Annotated in this window: 21 protein-coding genes; 9 read left to right on the forward strand and 12 right to left on the reverse strand. The window is 71.4% G+C overall.

Going from position 1 to position 24,312, the window contains the following annotated elements:
• Positions 1-4: 4 nt before the first annotated feature.
• The 3 genes from ACIGA3_RS21605 to ACIGA3_RS21615 are packed head-to-tail and all read right to left on the reverse strand — an operon-like array spanning position 5 to position 4,162.
• Positions 5-1,603 (reverse strand): acyl-CoA carboxylase subunit beta, encoded by a 1,599-nt coding sequence (locus ACIGA3_RS21605; RefSeq protein WP_399718013.1) that lies wholly within the window; start codon positions 1,601-1,603, stop codon positions 5-7.
• 58 nt (positions 1,604-1,661) lie between these two features.
• The gene (locus ACIGA3_RS21610) at positions 1,662-3,338 is read right to left on the reverse strand and encodes an acyclic terpene utilization AtuA family protein (protein ID WP_399718015.1); all 1,677 of its coding nucleotides are present in this window, start codon (positions 3,336-3,338) and stop codon (positions 1,662-1,664) included.
• Positions 3,335-4,162, reverse strand: coding sequence for a TIGR03084 family metal-binding protein (locus tag ACIGA3_RS21615; protein WP_399718017.1), 828 nt, complete (start codon positions 4,160-4,162; stop codon positions 3,335-3,337). Before ACIGA3_RS21615 ends, ACIGA3_RS21610 begins: the two co-directional genes overlap by 4 nt.
• A gap of 117 nt (positions 4,163-4,279) precedes the next feature.
• Here ACIGA3_RS21615 and ACIGA3_RS21620 point away from each other — a divergent pair, with 117 nt between their 5' ends.
• Complete coding sequence (locus ACIGA3_RS21620; RefSeq protein WP_399718020.1) at positions 4,280-5,227, forward strand: phosphotransferase; 948 nt, start codon at positions 4,280-4,282, stop codon at positions 5,225-5,227.
• A 23-nt stretch (positions 5,228-5,250) separates the two neighbouring features.
• Here the strand turns inward: ACIGA3_RS21620 and ACIGA3_RS21625 are convergent, their stop codons facing one another.
• From ACIGA3_RS21625 to ACIGA3_RS21640, 4 genes are all read right to left on the reverse strand, one after another.
• Complete coding sequence (locus ACIGA3_RS21625; RefSeq protein WP_399718023.1) at positions 5,251-6,192, reverse strand: EamA family transporter; 942 nt, start codon at positions 6,190-6,192, stop codon at positions 5,251-5,253.
• A 185-nt stretch (positions 6,193-6,377) separates the two neighbouring features.
• Positions 6,378-7,499: a lipid II:glycine glycyltransferase FemX gene (locus ACIGA3_RS21630; protein ID WP_399718026.1), complete on the reverse strand. Its 1,122-nt coding sequence runs from the start codon at positions 7,497-7,499 to the stop codon at positions 6,378-6,380.
• Positions 7,500-7,535: 36 nt separating this feature from the next.
• Entirely contained in the window at positions 7,536-8,303 is a 768-nt protein-coding gene (locus ACIGA3_RS21635) for a metallophosphoesterase family protein (protein WP_399718028.1), read from the reverse strand.
• The gene (locus tag ACIGA3_RS21640) at positions 8,300-11,185 is read right to left on the reverse strand and encodes an FAD-binding and (Fe-S)-binding domain-containing protein (protein ID WP_399718031.1); all 2,886 of its coding nucleotides are present in this window, start codon (positions 11,183-11,185) and stop codon (positions 8,300-8,302) included. The genes ACIGA3_RS21635 and ACIGA3_RS21640 overlap by 4 nt, the downstream gene beginning before the upstream one ends.
• 234 nt (positions 11,186-11,419) lie before the next feature.
• Between ACIGA3_RS21640 and serC the strand changes: the two genes are divergently transcribed.
• Positions 11,420-12,538 carry a phosphoserine transaminase gene (gene serC / locus ACIGA3_RS21645; protein ID WP_399718034.1) on the forward strand — a complete coding sequence of 373 codons (1,119 nt, stop codon included), beginning with the start codon at positions 11,420-11,422 and terminating at the stop codon, positions 12,536-12,538.
• A 78-nt stretch (positions 12,539-12,616) separates the two neighbouring features.
• On the opposite strand, the gene ACIGA3_RS21650 is transcribed toward serC, so the two are convergent.
• On the reverse strand, positions 12,617-13,585 hold the full coding sequence (locus ACIGA3_RS21650) for a WD40 repeat domain-containing protein (RefSeq protein WP_399718036.1): 969 nt from the start codon (positions 13,583-13,585) through the stop codon (positions 12,617-12,619).
• A gap of 99 nt (positions 13,586-13,684) precedes the next feature.
• Between ACIGA3_RS21650 and ACIGA3_RS21655 the strand changes: the two genes are divergently transcribed.
• The 3 genes from ACIGA3_RS21655 (at position 13,685) to ACIGA3_RS21665 (ending at position 16,084) form a co-directional block, all read left to right on the forward strand.
• Positions 13,685-14,359 carry a GDSL-type esterase/lipase family protein gene (locus ACIGA3_RS21655; RefSeq protein ID WP_399718039.1) on the forward strand — a complete coding sequence of 225 codons (675 nt, stop codon included), beginning with the start codon at positions 13,685-13,687 and terminating at the stop codon, positions 14,357-14,359.
• A gap of 96 nt (positions 14,360-14,455) precedes the next feature.
• The gene (locus ACIGA3_RS21660) at positions 14,456-15,043 is read left to right on the forward strand and encodes a Uma2 family endonuclease (RefSeq protein WP_399718042.1); all 588 of its coding nucleotides are present in this window, start codon (positions 14,456-14,458) and stop codon (positions 15,041-15,043) included.
• 48 nt (positions 15,044-15,091) lie between these two features.
• The gene (locus ACIGA3_RS21665) at positions 15,092-16,084 is read left to right on the forward strand and encodes an aldo/keto reductase (RefSeq protein ID WP_399718045.1); all 993 of its coding nucleotides are present in this window, start codon (positions 15,092-15,094) and stop codon (positions 16,082-16,084) included.
• A 169-nt stretch (positions 16,085-16,253) separates the two neighbouring features.
• Here ACIGA3_RS21665 and thpR read toward each other — a convergent pair whose 3' ends face one another.
• The gene (gene thpR, locus ACIGA3_RS21670; RefSeq protein WP_399718048.1) at positions 16,254-16,826 is read right to left on the reverse strand and encodes an RNA 2',3'-cyclic phosphodiesterase; all 573 of its coding nucleotides are present in this window, start codon (positions 16,824-16,826) and stop codon (positions 16,254-16,256) included.
• Positions 16,827-16,861: 35 nt separating this feature from the next.
• Between thpR and ACIGA3_RS21675 the strand changes: the two genes are divergently transcribed.
• Complete coding sequence (locus ACIGA3_RS21675; protein WP_399718051.1) at positions 16,862-17,641, forward strand: inositol monophosphatase family protein; 780 nt, start codon at positions 16,862-16,864, stop codon at positions 17,639-17,641.
• A 99-nt stretch (positions 17,642-17,740) separates the two neighbouring features.
• On the opposite strand, the gene ACIGA3_RS21680 is transcribed toward ACIGA3_RS21675, so the two are convergent.
• Positions 17,741-19,081, reverse strand: coding sequence for an MFS transporter (locus tag ACIGA3_RS21680; protein WP_399718054.1), 1,341 nt, complete (start codon positions 19,079-19,081; stop codon positions 17,741-17,743).
• Positions 19,082-19,109: 28 nt separating this feature from the next.
• On the reverse strand, positions 19,110-19,547 hold the full coding sequence (locus ACIGA3_RS21685) for a MarR family winged helix-turn-helix transcriptional regulator (RefSeq protein ID WP_030804715.1): 438 nt from the start codon (positions 19,545-19,547) through the stop codon (positions 19,110-19,112).
• A gap of 153 nt (positions 19,548-19,700) precedes the next feature.
• Here ACIGA3_RS21685 and ACIGA3_RS21690 point away from each other — a divergent pair, with 153 nt between their 5' ends.
• Positions 19,701-19,883 (forward strand): ribbon-helix-helix protein, CopG family, encoded by a 183-nt coding sequence (locus ACIGA3_RS21690; RefSeq protein WP_393594933.1) that lies wholly within the window; start codon positions 19,701-19,703, stop codon positions 19,881-19,883.
• Positions 19,884-19,922: 39 nt separating this feature from the next.
• Here the strand turns inward: ACIGA3_RS21690 and ACIGA3_RS21695 are convergent, their stop codons facing one another.
• Complete coding sequence (locus tag ACIGA3_RS21695; protein WP_399718057.1) at positions 19,923-21,374, reverse strand: NCS2 family permease; 1,452 nt, start codon at positions 21,372-21,374, stop codon at positions 19,923-19,925.
• A gap of 192 nt (positions 21,375-21,566) precedes the next feature.
• Between ACIGA3_RS21695 and ACIGA3_RS21700 the strand changes: the two genes are divergently transcribed.
• Entirely contained in the window at positions 21,567-21,836 is a 270-nt protein-coding gene (locus tag ACIGA3_RS21700) for a DUF2530 domain-containing protein (RefSeq protein WP_399718060.1), read from the forward strand.
• Between the two features lie 160 nt (positions 21,837-21,996).
• Complete coding sequence (locus ACIGA3_RS21705; RefSeq protein ID WP_399718062.1) at positions 21,997-24,312, forward strand: GH92 family glycosyl hydrolase; 2,316 nt, start codon at positions 21,997-21,999, stop codon at positions 24,310-24,312.

Here is a 24,312-nt window from a genome sequence, read left to right on the forward strand (position 1 = left end):
GGCCTCACATCCGGAAGACGCCGAAGCCGCCACGGGCGCCCTCGTAAGGAGCGGTGTGTATGGCGGACAGGCACATACCGAGGACGGTTCGGGTGTCGCGGGGATCTATGACGCCGTCGTCGTAGAGCCGCCCGGACAGGAACATGGGCAGCGACTCCGACTCGATCTGCCCTTCGACCATCGCACGCAGGGCGGCGTCCGCCTCGTCGTCGTACGGCTGTCCCTTGGCCATCGCCGACTGGCGGGCCACGATCGACAGCACGCCCGCGAGCTGCTGCGGGCCCATGACTGCCGACTTGGCGCTGGGCCAGGCGAAGAGGAAGCGGGGGTCGTAGGCGCGGCCGCACATGCCGTAGTGGCCGGCGCCGTAGGACGCGCCCATGAGGACGGAGAGGTGCGGCACCTTCGAGTTGCTGACCGCGTTGATCATCATCGAGCCGTGCTTCACGATGCCACCCTGCTCGTACTCCTTGCCGACCATGTAGCCGGTGGTGTTGTGCAGGAACAGCAGCGGGATGTCGCGCTGGTTGGCGAGCTGGATGAACTGGGCCGCCTTCTGCGACTCCTCGCTGAACAGCACCCCGCGCGCGTTGGCCAGGATGCCGACCGGGTAGCCGTGCAGCTCGGCCCAGCCGGTGACCAGGCTCGTGCCGTACAGCGGCTTGAACTCGTCGAAGTCGGAGGCGTCGACCAGGCGGGCGATCACCTCGCGCGGGTCGAAGGGGGTGCGCAGGTCGCCGGGGACGATGCCGAGCAGTTCCTCGGGGTCGTACTTGGGCGGCTCGGCGAAGCCCGGATCGGCGTACGCCTTGCGGTGGTTGAGCCGCGCGACCACCCTGCGCGCCTGCCGGATCGCGTCCCGCTCGTCCACCGCGAAGTGGTCGGCGAGACCCGAGGTACGGGCGTGCATCTCGGCCCCGCCCAGCGACTCGTCGTCGCTCTCCTCACCGGTCGCCATCTTCACCAGCGGCGGCCCGCCGAGGAACACCTTCGCGCGCTCCTTGACCATGATCACGTGGTCGGACATGCCGGGGATGTAGGCCCCGCCGGCCGTGGAGTTGCCGAACACGACGGCCACGGTCGGGATGCCCGCGGCGGACAGCCGGGTGAGGTCCCGGAAGATGGCCCCGCCGGGGATGAAGATCTCCTTCTGCGAGGGGAGGTCGGCTCCGCCGGACTCGACCAGGCTGATGACGGGGAGCCGGTTGGCGCGGGCGATCTCGTTGGCCCGCAGCGCCTTCTTGAGGCTCCAGGGGTTGCTCGCGCCGCCGCGCACGGTCGCGTCATTGGCGGTGATCAGGCACTCCGTGCCCTCGACGACCCCGATACCGGTCACCAGGGAGGCGCCGACGGTGTACTCGCTGCCCCAGGCGGCGAGGGGGGACAGTTCGAGGAACGGGGTGTCGGGGTCGAGCAGCAGCTCGATCCGCTCGCGGGCGAGGAGCTTGCCGCGCTTGCGGTGCCGGGCCACGTACTTCTCGCCGCCGCCTGCGAGTGCCTTGGCGTGCTCGGTCTCCAGGTCGGCCAGCTTGGCGAGCATGGTGTCGCGGTTGGCCTGGTGGTCGGGGGCGGTGGGGTCCAGGGCGGTGGGGAGGAGGGTCATGGGGTGCCTCCGGGGTGGGAAATGGGGGTTCCGGAGGGCCTCGCTGTCGGGGGCGGCGTCACAGCAGTTCCTCCGGTATGTCCACGTGCCGTGAGCGGAGCCATTCGCCGAGGGCCTTGGCCTGGGGGTCGTAGCGGTGCTGGGCGGCCACGCCGGCGCCGAGGATGCCGGTGATGACGAAGTTCAGGGCGCGGAGGTCGGGCAGGACGTGGCGGATGACCGGGAGATCGCGGGCCTCGGGGATCAGCTCCCGGAACCGTTCGACGGTCAGCTCGTGCGCGAGCCAGCGCCAGGCGTCGGCGGAGCGGGCCCAGACGCCGACGTTGGCGTTCCCGCCCTTGTCCCCGCTACGGGCTCCGGCGACATAACCGAGGGGAGCGCGGCGGGTGCTGCCCACATGGAGTGGCTCGGGCAGCGCGGGCTCGGGCAGCTCGCGGAGCGTGCGTGTCTCCTGGGGCCTGGCCACAGCGATGCGGCGCCCATCATGGAGGACGGCCACATGGTCGACGGCACCATGGGGTACGGCCACATCCTCGAACACCCCATAAGGCGCGCCCTTCCCAGGTGGCGCCAGCACATGGAAGCCGGGGTAACTGGCGAGCGCCAGCTCGATCGCGGCCCCGCTCAGCCCCCGCCCGACCACGTCGGGATCAGAGTCCCGGACGACGAGCCGCAGCACCGCACTGGCCGTCTCCTCGGTATCGGCGTCGACCCGGTCGGTGCGAGCCAGCTCCCAACGCACCTCCTCCTGCGCCGCTTTGGCCAGCGCGGCGTCCATCTGCTCACGCACCAGCCCCGCCTTGGCCTCGATGTCGAGACCGGTGAGGACGAAGGCGACCTCGTTGCGGAAGCCGCCGAGCCGGTTGAGGCCGACCTTGAGCGTGGGCGGGGGCGCCTCACCGCGTACCCCTTCGACCCGCACCCGGTCCGGCCCGTCCTGGCTCAGCCGTACGGTGTCCAGCCGGGCGGTGACATCGGGCCCCGCGTACCGGGCACCCCCGGTCTCGTAGAGGAGCTGGGCGGTGACCGTACCGGTGTCGACGAAGCCGCCGGTGCCGGGGTGCTTGGTGACGACGCTGCTGCCGTCGGCGTGGATCTCGGCGAGCGGAAACCCGGGACGGCGTACGTCGCCGTCCTGGAAGAAGGCGTAGTTGCCGCCGGTGACCTGGGTCCCGCACTCCAGCAGATGCCCGGCGACGACGGCCCCGGCGAGCTGGTCATGGTCCCCCGGCCCCCACCCGAAGTGCGCGGCGGCGGGCCCGGTGACGAGGGCGGCGTCGGTCACCCGCCCGGTGATCACCACGTCGGCCCCGGCCCGCAGACACTCCGCGATGCCGAAGCCGCCGAGGTAGGCATGAGCGGCGAGGGTGCCGGGATACGCGGCGGTGAGGTCGTCCCCCTCGACGTGCGCGACCCGTACGGGTATGCCGAGCCGCTCCGCCAACTCCCTCACTTTGTCGGCGAGTCCGGCCGGGTTCAGCCCGCCCGCGTTGGTGACGATCCGTATCCCGCGTTCGTGCGCCAGCCCGAGGCAGTCCTCCAGCTGGCGGGCGAAGGTGCGGGCGTATCCGGCACCGGGGTCCTTCAGCCGGTCGCGGCCGAGGATGAGCATGGTCAGCTCGGCGAGATAGTCCCCGGTGAGTACGTCGACCTCGCCGCCGGTGAGCATCTCGCGCAGGGCGCTCGCGCGGTCACCGTAGAAGCCGGAGAAGTTGCCGACGCGCAGCGGGGTCACCGTACGGGCTCCTCAGGTACGCCTTCCTCGGTCGCGTCTTCCTTGGGTGCGCGCCCGGTGCCGGGCGGGCCCGCGAACGCCTGGGCGATGTCCAGCCAGCGGTCGGCGTCCGGGCCCTCGGCGGTCAGGGCGAGGTCGGTGCGGTGGGCGCGCTGGGTGACGAGCAGGCAGAGATCGACCGCGGGGCCGGTGACCCGTTGCGCGGCGTCCTCGGGGCCGTAGGTCCACAGCTCGCCGGAGGGCGCCCGGACCTCGACGCGGAACTCCTCCTCCGGCGCGGGCAGACCCCGTACCCCGAAGGCGAAGTTCCGGGCCCGCACACCGATGCGGACCACATGCCTGAGCCGGTCGGTAGGTGCGCGCACCACACCCAGGGCGTCGGCCACATCCTGGCCGTGGGCCCAGGTCTCCATGAGCCGGCCGGTAGCCATGGCGGCGGCCGACATGGGTGGCCCGAACCACGGGAACCGTGTGTGCCGCGCGGCGGCCTCCCGCAGGGCGCGGTCGAGCGACTGCCGCCCGTCCCGCCAGCGGGTGAGCAGTTCGGCGGGGCCGAGCCGGGCACCTTCGTCGGCACCGTCGTCCACGAAGGAGTCGGGTGAGGTGAGCGCCTGCTCGGCGAACTTCCGGAAGGCCGCCTCGTCGCTCATCGCGAGCAGGGCGGCGCGGTCGGTCCAGTGCAGATGGGCGATCTGGTGAGCGATGCTCCAGCGGGGAGCGGGCGTCGCGCGTGCCCACTCCTTCTCGGTCAACTCGGCCACGAGCAGGTCGAGTTCCCGGCTTTCCTCACGCAGGTCGTCGAAGACGGGCGTCGGATCGGACATGGGCAGGAGCATGGCAGCGGGGGCAGAAACAATCAAGCGTGCTTGCATTAATTTGTCGGGGCGGGGTGCCGGAAAATTCGGTGCCGCCGCCTCGTCCAGTCCGGCTAGGTTCGCCGGATGCGCGAATTCACGGAGCCCTCGGAACTGCGGCGACTGGTGCGGGAGGGGCTGGGGCCTGGGTGCCGGGTCACCGGCGTGGAGCGGCTGCGAGGCGGCTCGAAGAAGGGGGTGTACCGGCTCGCCCTGACCGGTACGGGCGCCCCACCGACCGTGATCGCATATAGCTGGGCCCCACAGGAGAACTTCTGGCCGAGTGTGCCGGCGGACCCCCTGACCCCCGCGTCCGGCCTGGCCCCCTTCCTGGCCGCGCACCACACCCTGAACGCGGCGGGCGCCCGCACTCCCCACCTCCTGTACGCATCCGAGCCCGACAACCTGGCCCTGGTGGAGGACATCCCCGGCGACACCCTGGAGAGGACCTTCACCACCGACCCACCCCGAGCGGCGAAGGCTCTGGCCGAGTTGTCCCTCGCCCTGGACCTCATGTCGGCCCATACCTCCCCGCACCCCGACCACACCCCGTCGGCGACCAGCGAGGCGCTGACCCTGACCCGAGCCCTGAGCGACCTGACCGAAGCGGCAGCCCGCGACCCGCGAATCAGCGAGGCTCACCCCGCCTTGTCCGACCGCCTGCACGAACTACACGCGGCGGTGACCCCTCGCACGACGTACTCCCTGGTGCACGGCGAACTGGGCCCCGACCACGTCCTCCTGGACTCCGACGCCCACCCCGTCCTGATCGACATCGAGGGCCTCACCCACTTCGACCCGGAACACGAACACGCCTTCCTGCGCCTCCGCTTCGGCCCCCACTACGCACCGCTCTCCCGCCCGACCCTGGACCCCACCCGCCTGGCCCTCCACACCATCGCCCTCCACCTCTCCCTGGTGGCAGGCCCCCTCCGCCTGCTGGACGGCGACTTCCCCCACCGCGACGCCATGCGAGGCATTGCGGAGCACAACACACGGGAGGCGCTGCGGCTGGTGGGAACGCCGCCTGAGTGAGCAGCCCGAGCCGCTGAGAGTGCTTACGCCTCCGGTGCCGGAGGCGGTACGCGACGCGTCTGGGTCCGGACCGCGCCGATGCTGGCTGTGATGACCAGGGCGATGGCGGCGGCCTCGGTGAGGGAGAGGGACTGGTGGAGGATGAAGAAGCCGGCCGTGGCGGCGACGGCCGGTTCGAGGCTCATCAGGATGGCGAAGGTGGGGGCGGGGAGGCGGCGCAGCGCGAGGAGTTCGAGGGTGTAGGGGAGGACCGAGGAGAGCAGGGCCACCGCCGAGCCCAGGGCGATGGTGGTGGGGTTCAGCAGACGGTCGCCCGCGTCGACGATGCCCAGCGGGAGGAAGACCAGCGCGGCCACCCCCATGGCGAGGGCCAGCCCGTCGGCCTGGGGGAAGCGGCGGCCCGTACGGGCGCTGAAGATGATGTACGCCGCCCACATGACGCCCGCCGAAAGGGCGAAGCCGACGCCCAGTGGGTCCAGGTCGCTGAAGCCTCCGCCGCCGAGCAGGAAGACACCCGCCAGGGCGACGGCGGCCCACACGGCGTTGACCGCACGGCGGGAGGCGAGGACGGACAGGGCCAGTGGGCCGAGGACTTCGAGGGTGACCGCGAGGCCGAGGGGGATGCGGGCGACCGCCTGGTAGAAGAGGCCGTTCATCGCGGCCATGGTGATGCCGAAGACGATCACCGTGCCCCAGTCGGTACGGGAGTGCCCGCGCAGCCGGGGCCGGCACACCACCAGCAGCACCACGGCCGCCGCGAGCAGGCGCAGCGTCACCACGCCGAGCGCGCCCGCGCGGGGCATCAGCGTCACCGCGAGCGCCCCGCCGAACTGGACCGATATACCGCCCGCCAGCACCAGACCGACCGGCCCCAGTGAGCCGAACCGGCCATGGGAGTCCGGGGCGGTGGGGGTGGTGGTCGGGGTGGACGTGGAGGTGGAGGTGGAGGTGCGGACGGTGGTCACGGGCTGTCCTGGGGGCCGGCGGGAGTGGGCTTCCTGCGCATCGGTCGCGGGCACGAGCGCCGCGTACATCTCGATGTACTTCCAGGTCCACGATAATGGACCTCTGTCAGGCGTGTGAACCCTTATGCCACTGTACGCAGCCGGTGTCTTGGATGCTGAGATCAAGCCTCAGCGGGCCGGGCGCCTCAGCGGCGGGCCATGTACAGGTCGAACGCCTTGTGCAGCATCTTGTTCAGCGGGAAGTCCCACTCCCCGACGTACTCCACCGCTTCCCCGCCCGCGCCGACCTTGAAGCGGAGCAGGCCGAGCAGGTGGTTGGACTCCTCCAGGGTGTCGGTGATGCCCCGGAAGTCGTAGACGTGCGCGCCCAGCTCGTGGGCGTCGGCCATCATCCGCCACTGCATGGCGTTGTTGGGCTGGACCTCGCGCTTGCGGGCGGTGGAGGCGCCGTAGGAGTACCAGACGTGGCCGCCGACGATCAGCATCGTCGCCGCCGCCAGCACCTCGCCGTCGTGGTGCGCGAGGTACAGCCGCATCCGGTCGGGGTCCTCGGCGGTGAGCGCGGTCCACATCCGCTGGAAGTACGGCAGCGGGCGCGGGATGAAACGGTCGCGCTCGGCGGTCTCCTTGTACAGCTCGTAGAACGCGGGCAGATCGTCGGCGCCGCCGCGCACCACCTTCACGCCCGCCTTCTCGGCCTTCTTGATGTTGCGCCGCCACTGCTGGTTGAGGCCGCCGTGGATCTCCTCCAGCGACCGCCCGGCGTACGGCACCTGGCACACGTACCGGGGCTGCCCCGCCGCGAAGCCCTCCTCGGCGTCCGGTTCGCGTCGTCGCCAGCCCATGCCGCGCAGCCGGTCGGCGAGGGCCTGGGCGCGCGGGTCCTGCCAGGTCGGCTCGGCGTCGCACAGCCGGTGCGCGGCCGGGTCGGCGATGGCGGCCTTGACCGCCTCGGGGCTCCAGCGCCGGGCGGCCACGGGCGGGCCCATCTTCACCGAGAACGCGCCGTGCGCCTTGAGGTGGGCCAGCAGCGGGTCGAGCCAGCGCGCCAGGTCGTCGGCGTGCCAGTCGATGACCGGGCCCTCGGGCAGGTAGGCCAGATACCGCTTCACCTTCGGCAGCGGCCGCAGCAGCACCAGCCCCGCGCCCACGAGCCGCCCGTCCTCCTCGAACCATCCCAGGCTCTCCGCCCGCCAGTCGGGCTTCACCTCCCCCCACGACGGCACCTGCATATGACTGACCGAGGGCCGCGAGCCCACGAAGGCCAGATGCTCGTCCCGGCTGAGGGGGCGCAGGGTGAGGGTCATACGGAGGACTCCTTCGCGCTGGCAGACCCGGTCACCCTACGATCCGCACCTCCCGTCCCCGGGCCCGAACACCACCGACGCCTCCGTGTCCGTCACCCGTGCGCGCAGATAGCAGTCGGCCCACGCGGCGATGTCCGGATACGCGCACTCGGCCGTGAGCCGTGCGACGGCCGCCGGTATGTCGTACGCGCTCGCCCTCAGGTCGACCCCAGGACCGAGCAGGCACCAGTGGGCGCCGGGGCGGCCGTACGGCATGCCGACGCTTCCCGGGTTGACGATCAACCGGCCGTGCGCGAGCCGGGCGTACGGCATGTGGGTATGGCCGCAGACCACGGTGCCGACGCCGTGCGGCACGCCGTCCAGCACCTCGGCCCAGCGGGCAGGGCGGGAGTCGACCAGGACGATCTCCTCGTCGTCGCGCGGGGTCGCGTGACAGAACAGCACCTGCCCGAGGCCCCGGACGCGCAGGGTCAGGGTGGCGGGCAGTGAGGCCAGAAGGTCCACCTGCTCGGTGCGCAGCGCCCGCGCGGCGAACACCCCGATGGGGTCGGGGATCTCCGTGCGCTCTCCCCGCCGGTACTCGACCAGTTCCCGGTCCGCGTTCCCGCCGAGCCACAGGGCCCGGTCGCCCAGCTCGCGCAGCAGGTCCAGCACCTCGGCCGGCTGCGGACCCGCCGTGATGTCGCCGGTGAGGACGATCCGTTCGGCGGCCGCCACCTCGGGCTCGGCGAGGACCGCCTCCAGGGCGGGCAGCACCCCGTGGATGTCGGAGAGGACCGCGACCTTTCCGTACTCCTCCCTCACTCCCGCCCCTCCCTCTCCAGCCCTTCCGCCAGTACCTCCGCCAGGTGCCGGGCCCTCACGCCGGCCAGTTGTTCCAGTTGGGTGCGGCAGGAGTAGCCGTCCGCCAGGAGGGTCGCGTTCTCGGGGGCGGCGTGGACCGCGGGGAGGAGTTGGTCCTCGGCGCAGGTGCGGGAGACGTCGAAGTGGCCTTTCTCGAAGCCGAAGTTGCCGGCCAGGCCGCAGCAGCCGCCGCTCAGTTCGCCGGTGAGGGCGGCCGAGGCGCGCAGTTCGCGGTCGGCGGTGTCGCCGAGTACCGCGTGCTGGTGGCAGTGGGTCTGGCCGGCCACCGGGCGGTCGATGACGGGTGGGGTCCAGTGGGGGGCGTGGCGGCGCAGGGTCTCCGCGAAGGTGCGTACGGCCGCGGCCAGGCGGGCCGCGCGCGGGTCGTCGGGCAGCAGTTCGGGCAGGTCTGCGCGGAGGGCCGCCGCGCAGCTCGGTTCCAGGACGACGACCGGGACCCCGGCCTCCAGTACCGGTTCCATCAGGTCCAGCGTGCGAAGGAGGACCGCGCGGGCCCGGTCCAGACGGCCCGTGGAGATATAGGTGAGGCCGCAGCAGACCTGGGCGCGGCGGGCCCGGAGCAGTGCGGTCGGCGCGCGCGAGGCGCCGTCTCCCACCGGGCGTCCGCCGGGCAGCAGGGTCGGCGGCAGCGCCACCCGCAGCCCGGCCGACTCCAGCACCCGGACCGCGGCCCGCCCCACGGACGGCGACAAGTGCTCGGTGAAGGTGTCCGGCCACAGCACGACCAGTTGCCCGGAGCCGCCGCCCTCCGGTGCCGGGCGCCTCCCCCGCCACCACCGGCTGAACGGCTCCGCAGAAAGCCGGGGAATCTCCCGCTCCCCCGCGATCCCGCCCACCCGTTTCCCCAACCGGGCCGACGGCCCCACCGAGGCGAGCCAGTTGATCAGCGGCGCCGCCCGCATACGGGCCACCCACCGCAGCCACACCGGCAGCGACCCCAGGCTGTAGTGGGCGGCGGGGCGCGGCCGGCCGGCGTAGTGGTGGTGCAGGAACTCCGCCTTGTAGGTGGCCATGTCGACGCCCACCGGGCAGTCCGAGCGGCAGCCCTTGCAGGACAGACACAGGTCGAGGGCGTCCCGGACCTCGGTCGAACGCCAGCCGTCGGTGATCACCTCCCCCGCGAGCATCTCGTGCAGCAGCCGTGCCCGGCCCCGCGTGGAGTGCTCCTCCTCCCCCGTCGCCCGGAACGACGGGCACATCACGCCGGACCCGCCCGCCGACTCCGTACGGCACTTGGCGACCCCGACACAGCGGCGGACGGCCGCGCGGAAGTCGCCGTCGTCGTGCGGGTAGCCGAAGGCGACGTCCACCGGGCGGCGGGGCAGCACCGCGAAGCGGAGGTTGTCGTCCAGACGGGCCGGGCGGACCAGCATGCCGGGGTTGAGCAGGTCATCGGGGTCCCACACCGCCTTGGCCCGCTCGAACAGCGCCACCATCTCCGCGCCGTACATGCGCGGCAGCAGCTCCGCGCGGGCCTGCCCGTCGCCGTGCTCCCCGGACAGCGAGCCGCCGTGGGAGACCACCAGGTCGGCCTGTTCCTCGGAAAAGCGGCGGAACCGGCCCACCCCGGCCTCGGTGAGCAGGTCGAAGTCGATCCGGACGTGGACACAGCCCTCCCCGAAGTGGCCGTACGGAGCGCCGCGCAGGCCGTGGGCGGTGAGCAGGGCACGGAAGTCCCGCAGGTAGGCGCCGAGCCGGGCGGGCGGCACCGCGCAGTCCTCCCAGCCGGGCCACGCCTCCGTGCCGTCCGGCATCCGGGTCGCCGTACCGCTCGCGTCCTCGCGCAGCCGCCACAGACCGCGCTGGGCGGCTAGGCCGGTCACCACCAGCGCGTCCACCACGTCCGCCGCGCGGAGAACCGTCTCCGCGCGGGCCCGCGCCTCCCCCTCCGAGGCGCCGCCCGTCTCCACGAACAGCCAGGCGCCGCCCTTCGGCAGCCCGATCGGCGCCCGGATCAGGTCGGCCGCCATGCCCTCCACGGTCAGCGGGCCGTGCGGCAGCAGCCCGGCGGCGGCATCGGCGGCGGCGCTCTCGTCGGCGTACCCCAGCACGGCCAGGGCGTGGAAGGGCGGCGCCTCCACCAGATCCACCACCGCCTCCGTGAGCACGCCGAGGGTGCCCTCGGAGCCGCAGAAGGAGCGGGCCACGTCGGCACCGTGCTCGGGCAGCAGGGCGTCCAGCGCGTACCCGGAGATCCGGCGGGGCAGGTCGGGGAAGCCGGTGCGCAGCCTGGCCAACTCCCCCTCCACCAGCGCGGGCAGCCCTTCCGGTGCCCCGGACCAGTCCCGGCCGGGGCGCAGGCGGTCGCCGCGCGCGGTGAGCACGGACAGCTCGCGCACGCTGTCGGCGGTGGTGCCCCAGGCCACCGAGTGGGCGCCGCAGGAGTTGTTGCCGATCATGCCGCCGAGCGTGCAGCGGCCGTGCGTGGACGGGTCGGGGCCGAAGCGGAGCCCGTGCGGGGCGGCCGCCGACTGGAGCCGGTCCAGGACCAGGCCCGGCTGGACCCTCGCCGTACGCCCGGCCGGGTCCAGCTCCAGCAGGCCGTCCATGTGCCGGGTGAAGTCCAGCACCACGCCCGTGCCCGTCGCCTGCCCGGCGATGGACGTGCCCCCGCCGCGCGCGACCACCGGGGTCCCCCGAGCCCGGCACACCTCCAGCACGGCCGCCACGTCCTCGGCGTCCCGAGGGGCCACCACGCCCAGCGGGACCCGCCGGTAGTTGGACGCGTCCATGGTCATCAGCGCCCGCGCGGTCGCGTCGAAGCGGACCTCACCCCGCACAGCGTGCCGCAGCTCGCTCTCCAGCCCTCCGTCGATCCCCATGTCCGTCCCCCGTCCATCCGACCCCGTCGATCGGTCCGACCCGTCGATCGGTCATGGGTCCAGCATGCATCCGATCACGCAACGTCATCAGAAGTTGTCCACAGGCACACCCCACTCATCGGATCGTCGTACGGCAGACCGTCGTACAACCGCACAAGTCCACGACTCGGCGATCTCGTCTCATCCGACGGACACGGCTTCGTCCGGTTTCGCACACCCGATACGCTCCGACTCGTGGCCGACATCGAGATCCCCGCTGACATCAAGCCCGCCGACGGACGCTTCGGCGCGGGCCCCTCCAAGGTGCGGACGGAGGCGCTCGCCGCGCTCGCCGCGACCGGCAGTTCCCTGCTGGGCACCTCCCACCGCCAGGCCCCGGTCAAGAACCTGGTGGGCCAGGTCCGCGAAGGCATCAGCTCCCTGTTCTCCCTCCCGGACGGCTACGAGGTCGTCCTCGGCAACGGCGGCTCCACCGCGTTCTGGGACATCGCCACCCACGGACTGATCGAGTCCAAGTCCCAGCACCTCAATTTCGGTGAGTTCTCCTCCAAGTTCGCCAAGGCGGCGGGGCTCGCGCCCTGGCTGGCCGAGCCGACCGTCATCGCCTCCGACCCCGGCACCCACCCCGAGGCGAGCGCCGAGGCGGGCGTGGACGTGTACGCGTTCACCCACAACGAGACCTCCACCGGTGTCGCCATGCCGATCAAGCGCGTGGCCGGTGCCGACGAGGGCTCGCTCGTCCTGGTGGACGCCACCTCCGGCGCGGGCGGCCTGCCGGTCGACGTCGCCGAGACGGACGTCTACTACTTCGCCCCGCAGAAGTCCTTCGCCTCCGACGGCGGCCTGTGGATCGGTGTGTTCTCCCCGGCCGCCATCGAGCGCGCCGAGCGAATCCACGCCTCCGGCCGGCACATCCCCGAGTTCTTCAGCCTGCCCACGGCGATCGACAACTCCCGCAAGAACCAGACGTACAACACTCCGGCGCTCGCCACGCTCTTCCTGCTCAACGAGCAGCTGGAGTGGCTGAACGGCCAGGGCGGTCTGGACTTCGCCACCGGCCGCACCAAGGACTCCTCGACCCGGCTGTACACCTGGGCGGAGGAGTCGAAGTACGCGACGCCGTTCGTCACCGACCCGGCCAAGCGGTCGCAGGTCATCGGCACGATCGACTTCGCCGACGAGATCGACGCGGCAGCGGTCGCCAAGGTGCTGCGCGCCAACGGCATCGTGGACACCGAGCCGTACCGCAAGCTCGGCCGCAACCAGCTCCGGGTCGCCATGTTCCCGGCGATCGACCCGGCCGACGTAGAGGCGCTCACGAAGTGCGTCGACTACGTCATCGAGCGGATCTGAAACCTGTAGATCCACACCTGTTGGTCCGAGAAAGGGGCGCCCGGTTGCGAACCGGGCGCCCCTTTCCGTTCCCCGCGCCTACCCCTTGCGCCGCATCCGCCGCATGCCGAACACGGCGGCGGCGCCGAGCGCGAGGAGGACGACGCCGATCTTGAGGCCGCCCTCGTCGCCCTTCTCCCCCGAGGCGGAACTCCCGCCGGTGGAAGGCGACTTGGAGGCCACCGTACCGCCCTCCGGCGCGTCCAGCGCCCGCACCTGGCTCTGCGCGCCCTCGCTGCCGTACATCAGCCTGGTGCCGTCGGCGGAGTAGCTGACGGACTCGCCCTGGCCCTGGAGGGGCACGTCCAGCCGGCCCAGCTTCTTGATGCGGCCGCCGTTCCAGTCGTAGGAGATACCGCCGAAGTAGCCCCGTACGGCCAGCTGTTGCCCGTTCGGCGAGAAGGCGGCGTCGGTGGCCCACAGGTCGACGGGGGCGACCGGGCGGAAGACATTCGTGCCGGAGGACGACAGTTCGGCGGGGCCCTCGTACAGGTGTCCGCCGTCCTCGTTCTTGTCGATGATGTAGACGCGGCCGGTCTTGGGGTGGACGGCCAGCGACTCGGCGTCCCTGGGGCCGTCGGAGTACTTCACGACGTACTGCGTGGCCGTGACCGTCTGGTCCTTCAGGGTCTTCGGCTCGGGTAGACGGTAGATCCACACATAGGGCCAGCGGCCATGGAAGTTGTCGCCGATGTCGCCGACGTAGATCTGGTTGTCCGGCCCGACGGAGATCGCCTCCACGTCGCGCGGGGAGCCGATGCCGCGCAGGGTGAGCGTGGCGACGGTCTTTCCGGTGCGGCTGTCGACGGCGTAGAGGTACGGGCCGTCGTCGCTGTCGTTGTGCGTCCAGTAGACGCCGGGATGCAGATGGGAGGCGGCCAGGCCGCTGGACTCGGTGATCCTTGGGTCCTCGATGGTGAACCCCTGGTCCCCGTCCGCGGCGTGGGCGGGCAGGGCGCAGGCACCCGCGAGCAGGGCCCCGGCAAGCAGGGCGAACGGTCGGCGCATGGTCCAAGACTGCCACCTGGCGCGGGGGTTCAGTGGGGGTGGCGGTCCTCACATGGGCCCTGGATGCAGGCCCGCACCGCGATCCGCCATCATGAGCGGATGCTCAGGTTCATGCCCGTAGGTGACTCCATGACGATCGGGAGCGCGGGCGAACACACGTGGCGTTACCGGCTGTGGCAGCACCTGCGCAGCACATACGGCGACCCGTTCCAGATCGTCGGCCCCCGTGAGGCGCTGTACGACCAGGCCACCGGGGAGGCCGGCTCCTACGAGTACGCCGACCCCGACTTCCCGCGCGCCCATCTCGCCGGGTGGGGCGAGGGCTGGCAGCACATGGCTCCGCTGATCGGGGAGGCGGTGCGGGGGCACCGTGCCGACATACTGCTGGTCTCCCTCGGCCTGATCGACCTGGGCTTCTACACCAACGCCGAGCAGACGGCGGACAACGTGCGGGCGTTCGTCGCGGCGGCCCGCGAGGCGCATCCGCGCGTCCGCATGGTGCTGCTGCCGGTCATCCCGAACATCCGCGCCCAGGAGGACGCCCCCTTCGCCGAACAGGTCGACCTCTTCAACGCCCTCCTCGCCAAGACGGCGGCCGACCTGGACGAGCCCCGCTCCCCGCTGCTGCTGGCCTCCGCGCCGAGGAACTGGGACATCCACACGGACACCTACGACGGCACCCATCCCAACGCCAGCGGCGAGCACCGGATCGCGGAGGCGTTCGCGGGGGCGATGCACGAGGCGTGGGGGCTGGGCGAGCCGTACGTGGCTTGAACGGATCGACCGAGTTCCGGCGTCTCCCGGTCACGGTGCGTATCGTTTAACCGCGCGGCTGCGCATCTGCGTGGGCAGCCGGGGAGGAGCGCCACGATGACCGTCCTCGACGACAGGACCGCGATGGCCGAGAGCGACACCGGACGCTTGGACGAGTGGTTCGAGCTTCTTGAGCGCATGCCCGTCCCCGAAGGATTCCGGGCCGAGATCGTCGGGGGCTGCTTCTACATGGTGCCGCAGCGGAACACGCATTGGCAGATCATCCGTCGGGTCCTGCGGGCCCTGGAGGACAGGTTCGGGAGGGACGTCCTTGTGTTCTCGGACGTCCGCATCGACTTCCCCGGCAAGCAGAACGGGTTCTGCCCGGACATCGCCATGCTCAAGGACTCGGCAGAGCCGGACGAGACGGGCCACTGGCGCCACCAGGACGTCGAGTTCATCGCCGAAGTCATCTCCGAGGGCACCGCCGCCAACGACTACGGCCCCAAGAGGACCGCATACGCCGTCGCCGAGGTCCCCGTCTACCTCATCGCGGACCCCTACCAGGGCCGGTGCCACGTCCACACCGACCCCAAGGAGGGCGATTACACCACCGTGACGAACGTGGCATTCGGCACCAACGTCAACCTGACCGGAACGGTCGTCGACCTCGTCCTGAAAACCGGCGACTTCCCCCGCGACTGACCCGCACCGCTTGCCTAGAGCCCACTTCAAGACGTTGGCTAGGTGGGCATGAGGTACACGCAGCTTGGACGTACGGGACTGAAGGTCAGCCGGCTGGTGCTGGGGACCATGAACTTCGGGCCGCAGACCGACGAGGCGGACAGCCACGCGATCATGGACGCGGCGCTGGACGCGGGCATCAACTTCTTCGACACCGCGAACGTGTACGGCTGGGGCGAGAACAAGGGCCGTACCGAGGAGATCATCGGAAGCTGGTTCGCCAAGGGCGGCGAGCGGCGCGAGAAAGTCGTCCTGGCCACCAAGGTTTACGGGAACATGGGCGCAGAAGGCGACGCCTGGCCCAATTACGACAAGCTCTCCGCGCTGAACATCCGCCGCGCCGTGGACGCCAGCCTGAAGCGGCTGAAGACCGACTACATCGACGTCTACCAGTTCCACCACATCGACCGGAACACCCCGTTCGAGGAGATCTGGCAGGCGGTCGACGTCCTGGTCACCCAGGGCAAGATCCTCTACGCCGGTTCCTCCAACTTCCCCGGCTACAAGATCGCCCAGGCCAACGAGACGGCCCTGCGCCGGGGCAACACCCTCGGCCTGGTCAGCGAGCAGTGCCTGTACAACCTCGCGGAGCGCCGCGCCGAGATGGAGGTCATCCCGGCCGCCCAGGACTACGGGCTCGGCGTCATCCCCTGGTCGCCGCTGCACGGCGGCCTGCTGGGCGGGGTCATCCGCAAGGAGGCCGAACGCGGGCGCCGCGCCTCCGGCCGCTCGGCCGACGCCCTCGCCGACACGGCCACCCGCACCCGGATCGAGGCGTACGAGGAACTGCTCGCCAAGCACGGCCTGGAGCCCGGCGAGGTCGCGCTCGCCTGGCTGCTGACCCGGCCCGGCGTCACCGGCCCCATCGTCGGCCCGCGTACGGCGGCCCAGCTGGATTCCGCGCTGCGCGCGGTGGAGCTGGAGCTGAGCGAGGAGCTGCTGACCGGCCTGGACGAGATCTTCCCCGGCCCTGGGCCCGCCCCGGAGGCGTTCGCCTGGTAATCGGCCCGGTGGCGGCACGCGAAAGGCCGCTCCGTACGGGATGCCCGCGCGGAGCGGCCTCAGCGGCAGCCGTTATCCGACGGCCGCCGCCACGGCGACGACCACCAGCATCAGTACGAGCGCACCGGCCATGATCCGGTTCCGGGTTTTCGGGTCCACGACGACGAGCCTAACCGGACGCGCCCAGTGCCCAGCGGGCGACCGGTGCGTACCGGGGCTGTTCGCCGGGGACCCCGGAGGCCGGCAGGTGGCTGCGGACGAGGACCAGTTCGCCCACCGTCCAGCCGGTACCGGCGAATTCGGCCAGGGCGTCGACGTAGGGCCGCAGGTCGGTGTCCCCCTTGCCGCGCGCCAGTGTGAGATGCGCCCGGTAGTGCCGGTGCTCTTCCTCACCCACCCCGGTCCGCCGTCCGGCCGCCTGGGCCCGCCCGGCGAGGCGTCCCAGCGCGGTGAGGTCTCCCGAGGCCCCGGCCCACAGCGCCTTGCCCCGCCCGAAGCTGCCGCCCCCGGCGACGGCCAGCGGGAACGGTCCGCTCCGCCCGGCCGCCCGCTCCAGCCGCCGTTCCAGCTCGGGCACGCTCTCCTGGGGAACCTCCCCGTAGAAGGCGAGCGTGAAGTGCCAGCCGTCCGCCTGGGTCCACCGCAGCGCGTCGGCCCCGGCGAGCCGCCGCAGCGCCCGTACCTCCCGGCCCAGCTCCTCCACGGCCCCCGCAGGCGGCAGCACAGCGGCGAAGAGTCTCATCCCCACACCTTCCCAGACCGGTACGCTGCGGCACCGTGATCGACGACGTCGAGGTTGCGATAGCGGGCGCCCGCGCAGGCGCCGAAGTGGTGCGCGGCGGCTACGGCAAGGAGCTGGCCCGGATCGACAAGGGCGCCGGGGACTTCGCCACCGCCGCCGATGTGGACGCCGAGCGGGCGATCCTCGGCGTCATCCGCGCGGCCCGGCCGGGTGACGCGGTGCTGGGCGAGGAGGGCGGACGGCAGGGGGCCGCCGACGCCCGGCGCCAGTGGCTCGTGGACCCGCTCTGCGGAACCCTCAACTACGCGGTCGGCAGCATGCTCGTGGCCGTCAACGTGGCCCTGCGCGACGGTCCCGCCGCCGTGGCGGACCCCTTCAGCGGCGAGGTCTTCTGCACCGACGGCGCGACCGCCTGGCTGCGGCACGACGGAGCCGACACGCCGCTGCGCCCCACGGCGGCGACCGGGCTCGTGGACGTCAATCTGGACCCGCCGTTCCCGAGCGCACCCGGTTTCCGGGCCACGGACCTGCTGGCGAACCCGGGGTTCACCGCGCGGTTCCGGCCCAGGGTGGTGTCCACGACGCTGGCGCTGGCCTGGGTCGCGGCGGGCAGACGGGCCGCGTACGTCACCGACGGCGGCGACCTCCCGGGCAGCGTCCACTTCGCCGCCGGGATCGCCCTGTGCCGCGCCGCGGGCTGCGTGGTCACGGGCCTCGACGGCGCCCCGCTCGGCCCGGACACCCGCGGTCTGGTGGCGGCCGCGGACGCCGACACCCACGGCCTGTTGATGTCGATGGTCCGCGGCCAGTCCTGACCACGACCGCTCACGAACCGCGATGCCAGGTCGGGCCGGCCCGAGGACGCCTGCCCGGCCGGGAGCCCCGGCCCGTCCGCGACCGGCCCTGACCCCCCCTCACGCGGCCGGCGTCAGCTCCTCGCGCCCGCGCGGCACGAACCGCAGATGCGGGCCGTGGTGCCAGGTCAGCCTCAGCCGGAGGTCGCCCGCGCGGGCCAGGAAGAGGCCGATGACGGCCGCCGCCCCGGCCGAGACGACACCGCCGGCCAGGAAGCCGAACCGGGCGCCGTAGGTGTCGGTGACCCACCCCACGAGCGGTGCGCCCAGCGGCGTGCCGCCCATGAACACCATCATGAACAGGGACATCACCCGGCCCCGCATGGCCGGGTCGGTGGACATCTGCACGGCGGTGTTGGCGGTGACGTTGACCGTGAGGCCGAACGCCCCGATCGGGATCATCAGCAGCGCGAACAGCCAGTACGAGGGCGCCAGCGCCGCCACGATCTCCACCGCGCCGAAGGCCAGCGCCGCCGCGACCAGCACCCGGAACCGGGCCGTCCCGCGCCGCGCGGCGAGCAGGGCGCCAATCAGGGAGCCGACGGCCATCAGCGTGTTGAACAGGCTGTACGCACCCGCGCCGGAGTGGAACACGTCGTCGGCGAAGGCGGTCAGCCACACCGGGAAGTTGAAGCCGAAGGTGCCGATGAACCCGACGAGCACGATGGGCCAGACCAGCTCCGGCCGCCCGGCGACATGCCGCAGCCCCTCCCGCAGCTGGCCCTTGCCGCGCGGGGCGCGGTCGACGGCGTGCAGCTCACGGGTGCGCATCAGCAGCAGCCCGGCGATGGGCGCGACGAAGGACAGCCCGTTGGCGAGGAACGCCCACCCCGTACCGACCCCGGTGATCATCAGACCGGCGACGGCAGGCCCGATCAGCCGGGCGGACTGGAAGTTGGCCGAGTTCAGGCTGACCGCGTTCTGGAGCTGGCCGGGGCCGACCATCTCCGAGACGAAGGACTGCCGGGCCGGGTTGTCCACGACCGTGGCGAGACCGACCGCGAAGGCGGCGACGTAGACGTGCCAGACCTGGACGTGTCCGGAGAGGGTGAGGACGGCGAGCGCGAGGCCGGTGAGGGCCATCGCGGACTGGGTGAACAGCAGCGCGGGCCGCTTGGGCAGCCGGTCGACGAGGACACCGCCGTACAGGCCGAACAGCAGCATCGGCAGGAACTGGAGGGCGGTGGTGATGCCGACGGCCGCGGAGGAGCCGGTGAGGCTCAGCACCAGCCAGTCCTGGGCGATGCGCTGCATCCAGGTGCCGGTGTTGGAGACGACCTGGCCGGCGAAGAACAACCGGTAGTTCCGGACCTTCAGCGAGCTGAACATCGAGGTTCTGCCGGAAGCGGGGGTAGTAGTGGCCGGTGCGGGGACGGAAGCTGCTCCGGGTCCCGTACTCAAAAGGTCGCCTCCTGAACGGATGCCGTGGCTACAGTTGCGCGAGCTTCTCCAGGACGGGGGCGGCGGCGCGCAGGGTGGCCCACTCGTCCTCGTCGAGGCCCTCGACGAGACCGGCCAGGAACGCGTTGCGTTTGCGGCGGCTCTCGACGAGCATCGCCTCGGCCTGTTCGGTCCGGGTGACGACCTTCTGGCGCCGGTCCTCGGGATGCGGCTCGAGCCGGACCAGGCCCTTGGCCTCCAGGAGCGCGACGATGCGGGTCATCGAGGGCGGCTGGACGTGCTCCTTGCGCGCCAGTTCGCCCGGAGTGGCCTGTCCGCAGTTGGACAGCGTGCCCAGCACCGACATCTCGGTGGGGCTCAGCGACTCGTCGACCCGCTGGTGCTTGAGTCGACGGGACAGCCGCATCACGGCGGAGCGGAGGGAGTTCACGGCGGCCACGTCGTCGCCGTGGGTGAGGTCCGACATGTATTTAGCCTAACTCATTACTCTCACTAAGGAACGCCACCACGCACGGCGCCGCCCGTGATGTCCGCCACTGTGTCCCGTCGTCACCCGTACGAGTGAGTCGGTTCCGAAAAGTGACACATCGGGTGGCGTGATGTGGCGACCCTCGTACGCATGGGGACCAGTGTGCTCAGCCTGCGGATGGACGGGGAGCTGCTAGAGAGGCTCCGGGAACGCGCGGCGAAAAGAGGAATGAGCGTGCAGGATTACGTGATCCGCACGCTCGCCAGGGACGACTTCGACGAGCGGTTCCAGACCGCCGTCGACGAGACCGAGAAGTTCTACGGGGTCACATGAGACTCATGTGACCCCGCAGGAAGCTCAGCCGCGCCCCGGTCAGGTCAGACCGAGGGCCGGCATCAGGTAGTAGAAGCCGAAGACGGCCGCGACCACGTACATCGCCACCGGGATGTCCCGGCCGCGCCCGGCGGCCAGGCGGAGCACCACGAAGGTGATGAAGCCCATGCCGATGCCGTTGGTGATCGAGTAGGTGAACGGCATCATCACCATGGTCACGAACGCCGGAATGGCGATGGTGAAGTCGGACCAGTCGATCTCCCGGATCGAGCCGGCCAGGATCAGGAAGCCGACCGCGAGCAGCGCGGGCGTGGCGGCCTGGGACGGGACCATGGTGGCGACCGGGGTGAGGAACAGCGCGACACCGAACAGGCCGCCGGTGACGACGTTGGCGAGGCCCGTGCGGGCACCCTCGCCGACGCCGGCGGTGGACTCCACGAAGCAGGTGGTGGCCGAGGAGGAGCTGGCGCCGCCCGCCGCGACGGCGAGGCCGTCGATCAGCAGGACCTTGTTGATGCCGGGCATCTGGCCCTCGGCGTCGGTCAGCTTCGCCTCGTCGCTGACGCCCATGATCGTGCCCATGGCGTCGAAGAAGCAGGACAGCAGGACGGTGAAGACGAACAGGACGCCGGTCAGTACGCCGACCTTGGCGAAGCCACCGAACAGGCTGACCTGGCCGATCAGGCCGAAGTCCGGGGTGGCGACCGGGTTGCCCGGCCACTTCGGGGTGGTCAGGCCCCAGGACGGCACCTTGGCGACCAGGTTGATGATCACCGCGAGGACGGTCATCGCCACGATGGAGATCAGGATCGCGCCGGGGACCTTGCGGACGATCAGCGCGAGCGTGAGCAGGACACCGAGGACGAAGACCAGGACCGGCCAGCCGGTGAGGTGACCGCCGGTGCCGAGCTGGAGCGGGACGGTGGTCTGGGCGATGTCCGGGATACGGGTGACGAAGCCGGAGTCGACCAGGCCGATCAGCATGATGAACAGACCGATACCGATGGCGATGGCCTTGCGCAGCCCGTAGGGGACGGCGTTCATCACGCGCTCGCGCAGACCGGTGGCGACCAGCAGCATCACCACGAAGCCGGCCAGCACCACCATGCCCATCGCGTCCGGCCATGACATGCGCGGCGCGAGCTGGAGCGCGACGACCGTGTTGACGCCGAGGCCGGCCGCGAGCGCGATCGGGACGTTGCCGATCACACCCATCAGCAGGGTGGTGAACGCGGCGGTGAGCGCCGTGGCCGTGACGAGCTGGCCGTTGTCGAGGTGGTGCCCGTACATGTCCTTGGCGCTGCCAAGAATGATCGGGTTCAGCACGATGATGTACGCCATCGCGAAGAAGGTGGCGAAACCGCCCCGGATCTCGCGGGCGACGGTGCTGCCGCGCTCGGAGATCTTGAAGTAGCGGTCGACAGCGCCGAAGGAGGGTGTACCGCCGGGCTGTTCGGGGGAAGGAGCCTTGGCCGTGGCCGAGGTGGGCATGCGAGTCCTCTTCACCATTCAGGGTTCCCCCGAGCCCCTTTGGAGTTTCGTACGAGCGGAAGTAGTCACAGACAAACGGTTTCAGTATGAACGTATGAAGCCTAGATCGCTATCTCCGCGCGTAGATATTCACCGAATGTCCGTGGGGAAGCGGGCTGCCGGGCGTGGCGCGGGGCCTCGTAAGCTGTGCTCATGACGAAGTGGACCCCCAAGCACGAAGCGCCGGAGCCCCTGGAGGGGCCCGTGGTCGCCACGATCACCGGCGGCACGATCGTGTGGTTCGTCCTCTTCCTGGTCCAGCTGCCCTTCTATGGCTGGTTCGAGGACCACGGCCACCTGTGGTGGGTGTGGACCTGCCTGGCCGGGGCCGGCCTCGGGCTGATCGGCATCTGGTACGTGCGCGGGCGGGACGCCGCGATCAAGCGGGCGGCGGCCGGACAGGAGCCCGTCTCCGCGGAGTGACCTCCGGGTCGTGCGGGACCTCTGGACGGAATGCGGATTCCGTGTTGTCATGCCCACTGCTGTCCGATGACAACGTTGTACTGCCCTGCTTGGAGCGCTGACAACGTTGCCTTTGAGTCGCCCCTGAGCACGTCCGGCCCACCACCTCAGAGGTTCTTGCATGACATGGACACGGCACATCGGTCGCTTCATGGCCGGGACACTGGCGGCGACCGCGCTGCTGGCCGCCCCCGCCCACGCGCAGGCCGACCCGCCCGCCCGGCTGACCGAGCTCGTCAACCCGTTCATCGGCACCCAGAACGAGGGCAACACCTACCCCGGAGCGGCCGTGCCCTTCGGCATGGTGCAGCTCTCCCCCGACACCGGCCACAACACCGGCTACGACTACGCCCAGGACCACATCCGGGGCTTCTCCCTGGTCCACCTCTCCGGCGTCGGCTGCGGCCTCGGCGGTGACCTTCCGGTGCTGCCCACCACGGGCGACGTCACCACCACCGACTACGCCCGCTACGCCGCGAAGTTCAGCCACGACGACGAGTCGGCGAGCCCCGGCTACTACCGCGTCGGCCTGGACACCGGCATCGAGGCCGAGCTGACCGCGACCGCCCGCACCGGTGTGCAGCGCTACACCTTCCCGGCCACCGACAAGGCCAACGTCCTGCTCAACGCGGGCCAGTCGCTGCACACCAAGGTCGCCACCGAGGTCGAGATCCTGGACGACCACACCGTGCGCACGAAGCTCACCGGGCGCGGCTTCTGCCAGGACACCCGCTCCTACACCCTCTACACGGTCACCCGCTTCGACCGCCCCTTCACCGCCCACGGCACCTGGACCGGTTCCAGCGTCACCGACGGCGCGAAGACCGGCGCGGACGGGGCGTATCTGCGGTTCGACACCCGCGAGGACCGTACGGTCGAGGCGACCACCGCGCTGTCCTACGTGGACGCGCGGGGCGCGCTCGGCAATCTGCGCGCGGAGGGCGGCCGGTCCTTCGACGCGGTGCGCGACGCGGCCCGGCGGGCCTGGGAGGACCGGCTGGACGACGTACGGGTACGCGGCGGCGACGAGACGCTGCGCCGGACGTTCTACTCCTCGCTGTACCGCTCGTTCCTCGCGCCGAACATCGGCAGTGACACCGACGGCCGCTACACCGGCTGGGACCAGCGGATCCACCGCGCCCAGGGCTTCACCTACTACCAGAACTGGTCGCTGTGGGACACCTACCGCACCCAGTCCCAGCTGCTGTCCCTGCTCGCGCCACGCGAGGCGCGGGACATGGCGATCTCGGTGATCCGGATCGACGAGGAGAGCGGCTGGCTGCCCAAGTGGGGCTACGGCACGGTCGAGACGAACATCATGACCGGCGACCCGGTCACGCCGTTCCTCACCAACGCCTACCAGCAGGGCCTGCTGCACGGCTGGGAGGAGCGGGCCTACAAGGCGCTGAAGAAGAACGCGGACGGCGTGCCGCCCGCCGGCTCGCCGGCCGTGGGCCGGGAGGCGAACCGGGAGTACATCGCCGACGGTTTCGCCCCCTACGTCAAGGACCGCCCGCACGCCAAGCCGGGTGACTCGGACTACGACCACGGGGCGTCGGCCACGCTGGAGTACGCCCTGTCGGACGCGATGCTGGCCCGGATGGCCCGCGACCTCGGGCACGGCGCGGACGCGGACCGGTATGCCGCGCGGGCGCAGAACTACCGGCGGATCTTCGATCCCTCGACCGGGTTCTTCCGCGCCCGTGACGCCTCCGGCGCCTTCACCGGCCCGGCCGACCCCGCCAAGAGCGAGGGCTTCCACGAGGGCACGTCCTGGCAGTACCAATGGCTGGTGCCGCAGGACCTGCCCGGCATGGTGGACCTGATCGGCGGCAAGCAGGCCGCCAACGACCGGCTCGACTCCTTCTTCGCCTACGGGCAGTTGCTCCAGGACCCGGCGAAGACGGCCCGCGAGGTGTGGGTGAACGGGCCGTACGACTACTACAACGCCGACAAGTACAACCCGCAGAACGAGCCCGACCTGATCGCGCCGTACACCTACCTGTCCACCGGGCAGCCGTGGAAGACGACGGACGTGGTGCACGCGGCGCTGACCCTGTTCACGGACGGGCCGACCGGGATGACCGGCAACGACGACCTGGGCACGATGTCCGCCTGGAACGTGCTGTCGTCGATCGGTGTCTTCCCGGTCCAGCCCGGCTACGACACCTGGGGCCTGTCCACCCCGGTGTTCGACCGGGTCGACCTCACGCTGGACCGGCGGTACTACCCGCACGGCGCGCTCACCATCACCGCGCCGGGCACCTCGGCGGACGTCCGCTACATCCAGTCGGCGCGGCTGGACGGGACGGCGTACGGGCGGACGTACCTGACCACCGGGGCGCTGCGCGCGCACCGTTCGCTGTCCTTCACCGTCGGGTCGGCGCCCTCTTCCTGGGGCACCGGGGCCGACGCGGGGCCGCCCGCGCTGGGCTGA

The sequence above is a fragment of the Streptomyces sp. NPDC085596 genome, from assembly GCF_044541565.1.
Taxonomy (GTDB): Bacteria; Actinomycetota; Actinomycetes; order Streptomycetales; family Streptomycetaceae; genus Streptomyces.

Bases quoted from the DNA above. Each gene is read 5' to 3' on its own strand.
- ACIGA3_RS21665 (WP_399718045.1), top strand. From the start codon at position 15,092: ATGAGGTACACGCAGCTTGGACGTACGGGACTGAAGGTCAGCCGGCTG.
- ACIGA3_RS21655 (WP_399718039.1), top strand. From the start codon at position 13,685: ATGCTCAGGTTCATGCCCGTAGGTGACTCCATGACGATCGGGAGCGCG.
- ACIGA3_RS21685 (WP_030804715.1), bottom strand. From the start codon at position 19,547: ATGTCGGACCTCACCCACGGCGACGACGTGGCCGCCGTGAACTCCCTC.
- ACIGA3_RS21705 (WP_399718062.1), top strand. From the start codon at position 21,997: ATGACATGGACACGGCACATCGGTCGCTTCATGGCCGGGACACTGGCG.
- ACIGA3_RS21660 (WP_399718042.1), top strand. From the start codon at position 14,456: ATGACCGTCCTCGACGACAGGACCGCGATGGCCGAGAGCGACACCGGA.
- ACIGA3_RS21650 (WP_399718036.1), bottom strand. From the start codon at position 13,585: ATGCGCCGACCGTTCGCCCTGCTTGCCGGGGCCCTGCTCGCGGGTGCC.
- ACIGA3_RS21690 (WP_393594933.1), top strand. From the start codon at position 19,701: ATGGGGACCAGTGTGCTCAGCCTGCGGATGGACGGGGAGCTGCTAGAG.
- ACIGA3_RS21620 (WP_399718020.1), top strand. From the start codon at position 4,280: ATGCGCGAATTCACGGAGCCCTCGGAACTGCGGCGACTGGTGCGGGAG.
- ACIGA3_RS21605 (WP_399718013.1), bottom strand. From the start codon at position 1,603: ATGACCCTCCTCCCCACCGCCCTGGACCCCACCGCCCCCGACCACCAG.
- ACIGA3_RS21615 (WP_399718017.1), bottom strand. From the start codon at position 4,162: ATGTCCGATCCGACGCCCGTCTTCGACGACCTGCGTGAGGAAAGCCGG.
- ACIGA3_RS21630 (WP_399718026.1), bottom strand. From the start codon at position 7,499: ATGACCCTCACCCTGCGCCCCCTCAGCCGGGACGAGCATCTGGCCTTC.
- ACIGA3_RS21640 (WP_399718031.1), bottom strand. From the start codon at position 11,185: ATGGGGATCGACGGAGGGCTGGAGAGCGAGCTGCGGCACGCTGTGCGG.
- ACIGA3_RS21700 (WP_399718060.1), top strand. From the start codon at position 21,567: ATGACGAAGTGGACCCCCAAGCACGAAGCGCCGGAGCCCCTGGAGGGG.
- thpR (WP_399718048.1), bottom strand. From the start codon at position 16,826: ATGAGACTCTTCGCCGCTGTGCTGCCGCCTGCGGGGGCCGTGGAGGAG.
- ACIGA3_RS21695 (WP_399718057.1), bottom strand. From the start codon at position 21,374: ATGCCCACCTCGGCCACGGCCAAGGCTCCTTCCCCCGAACAGCCCGGC.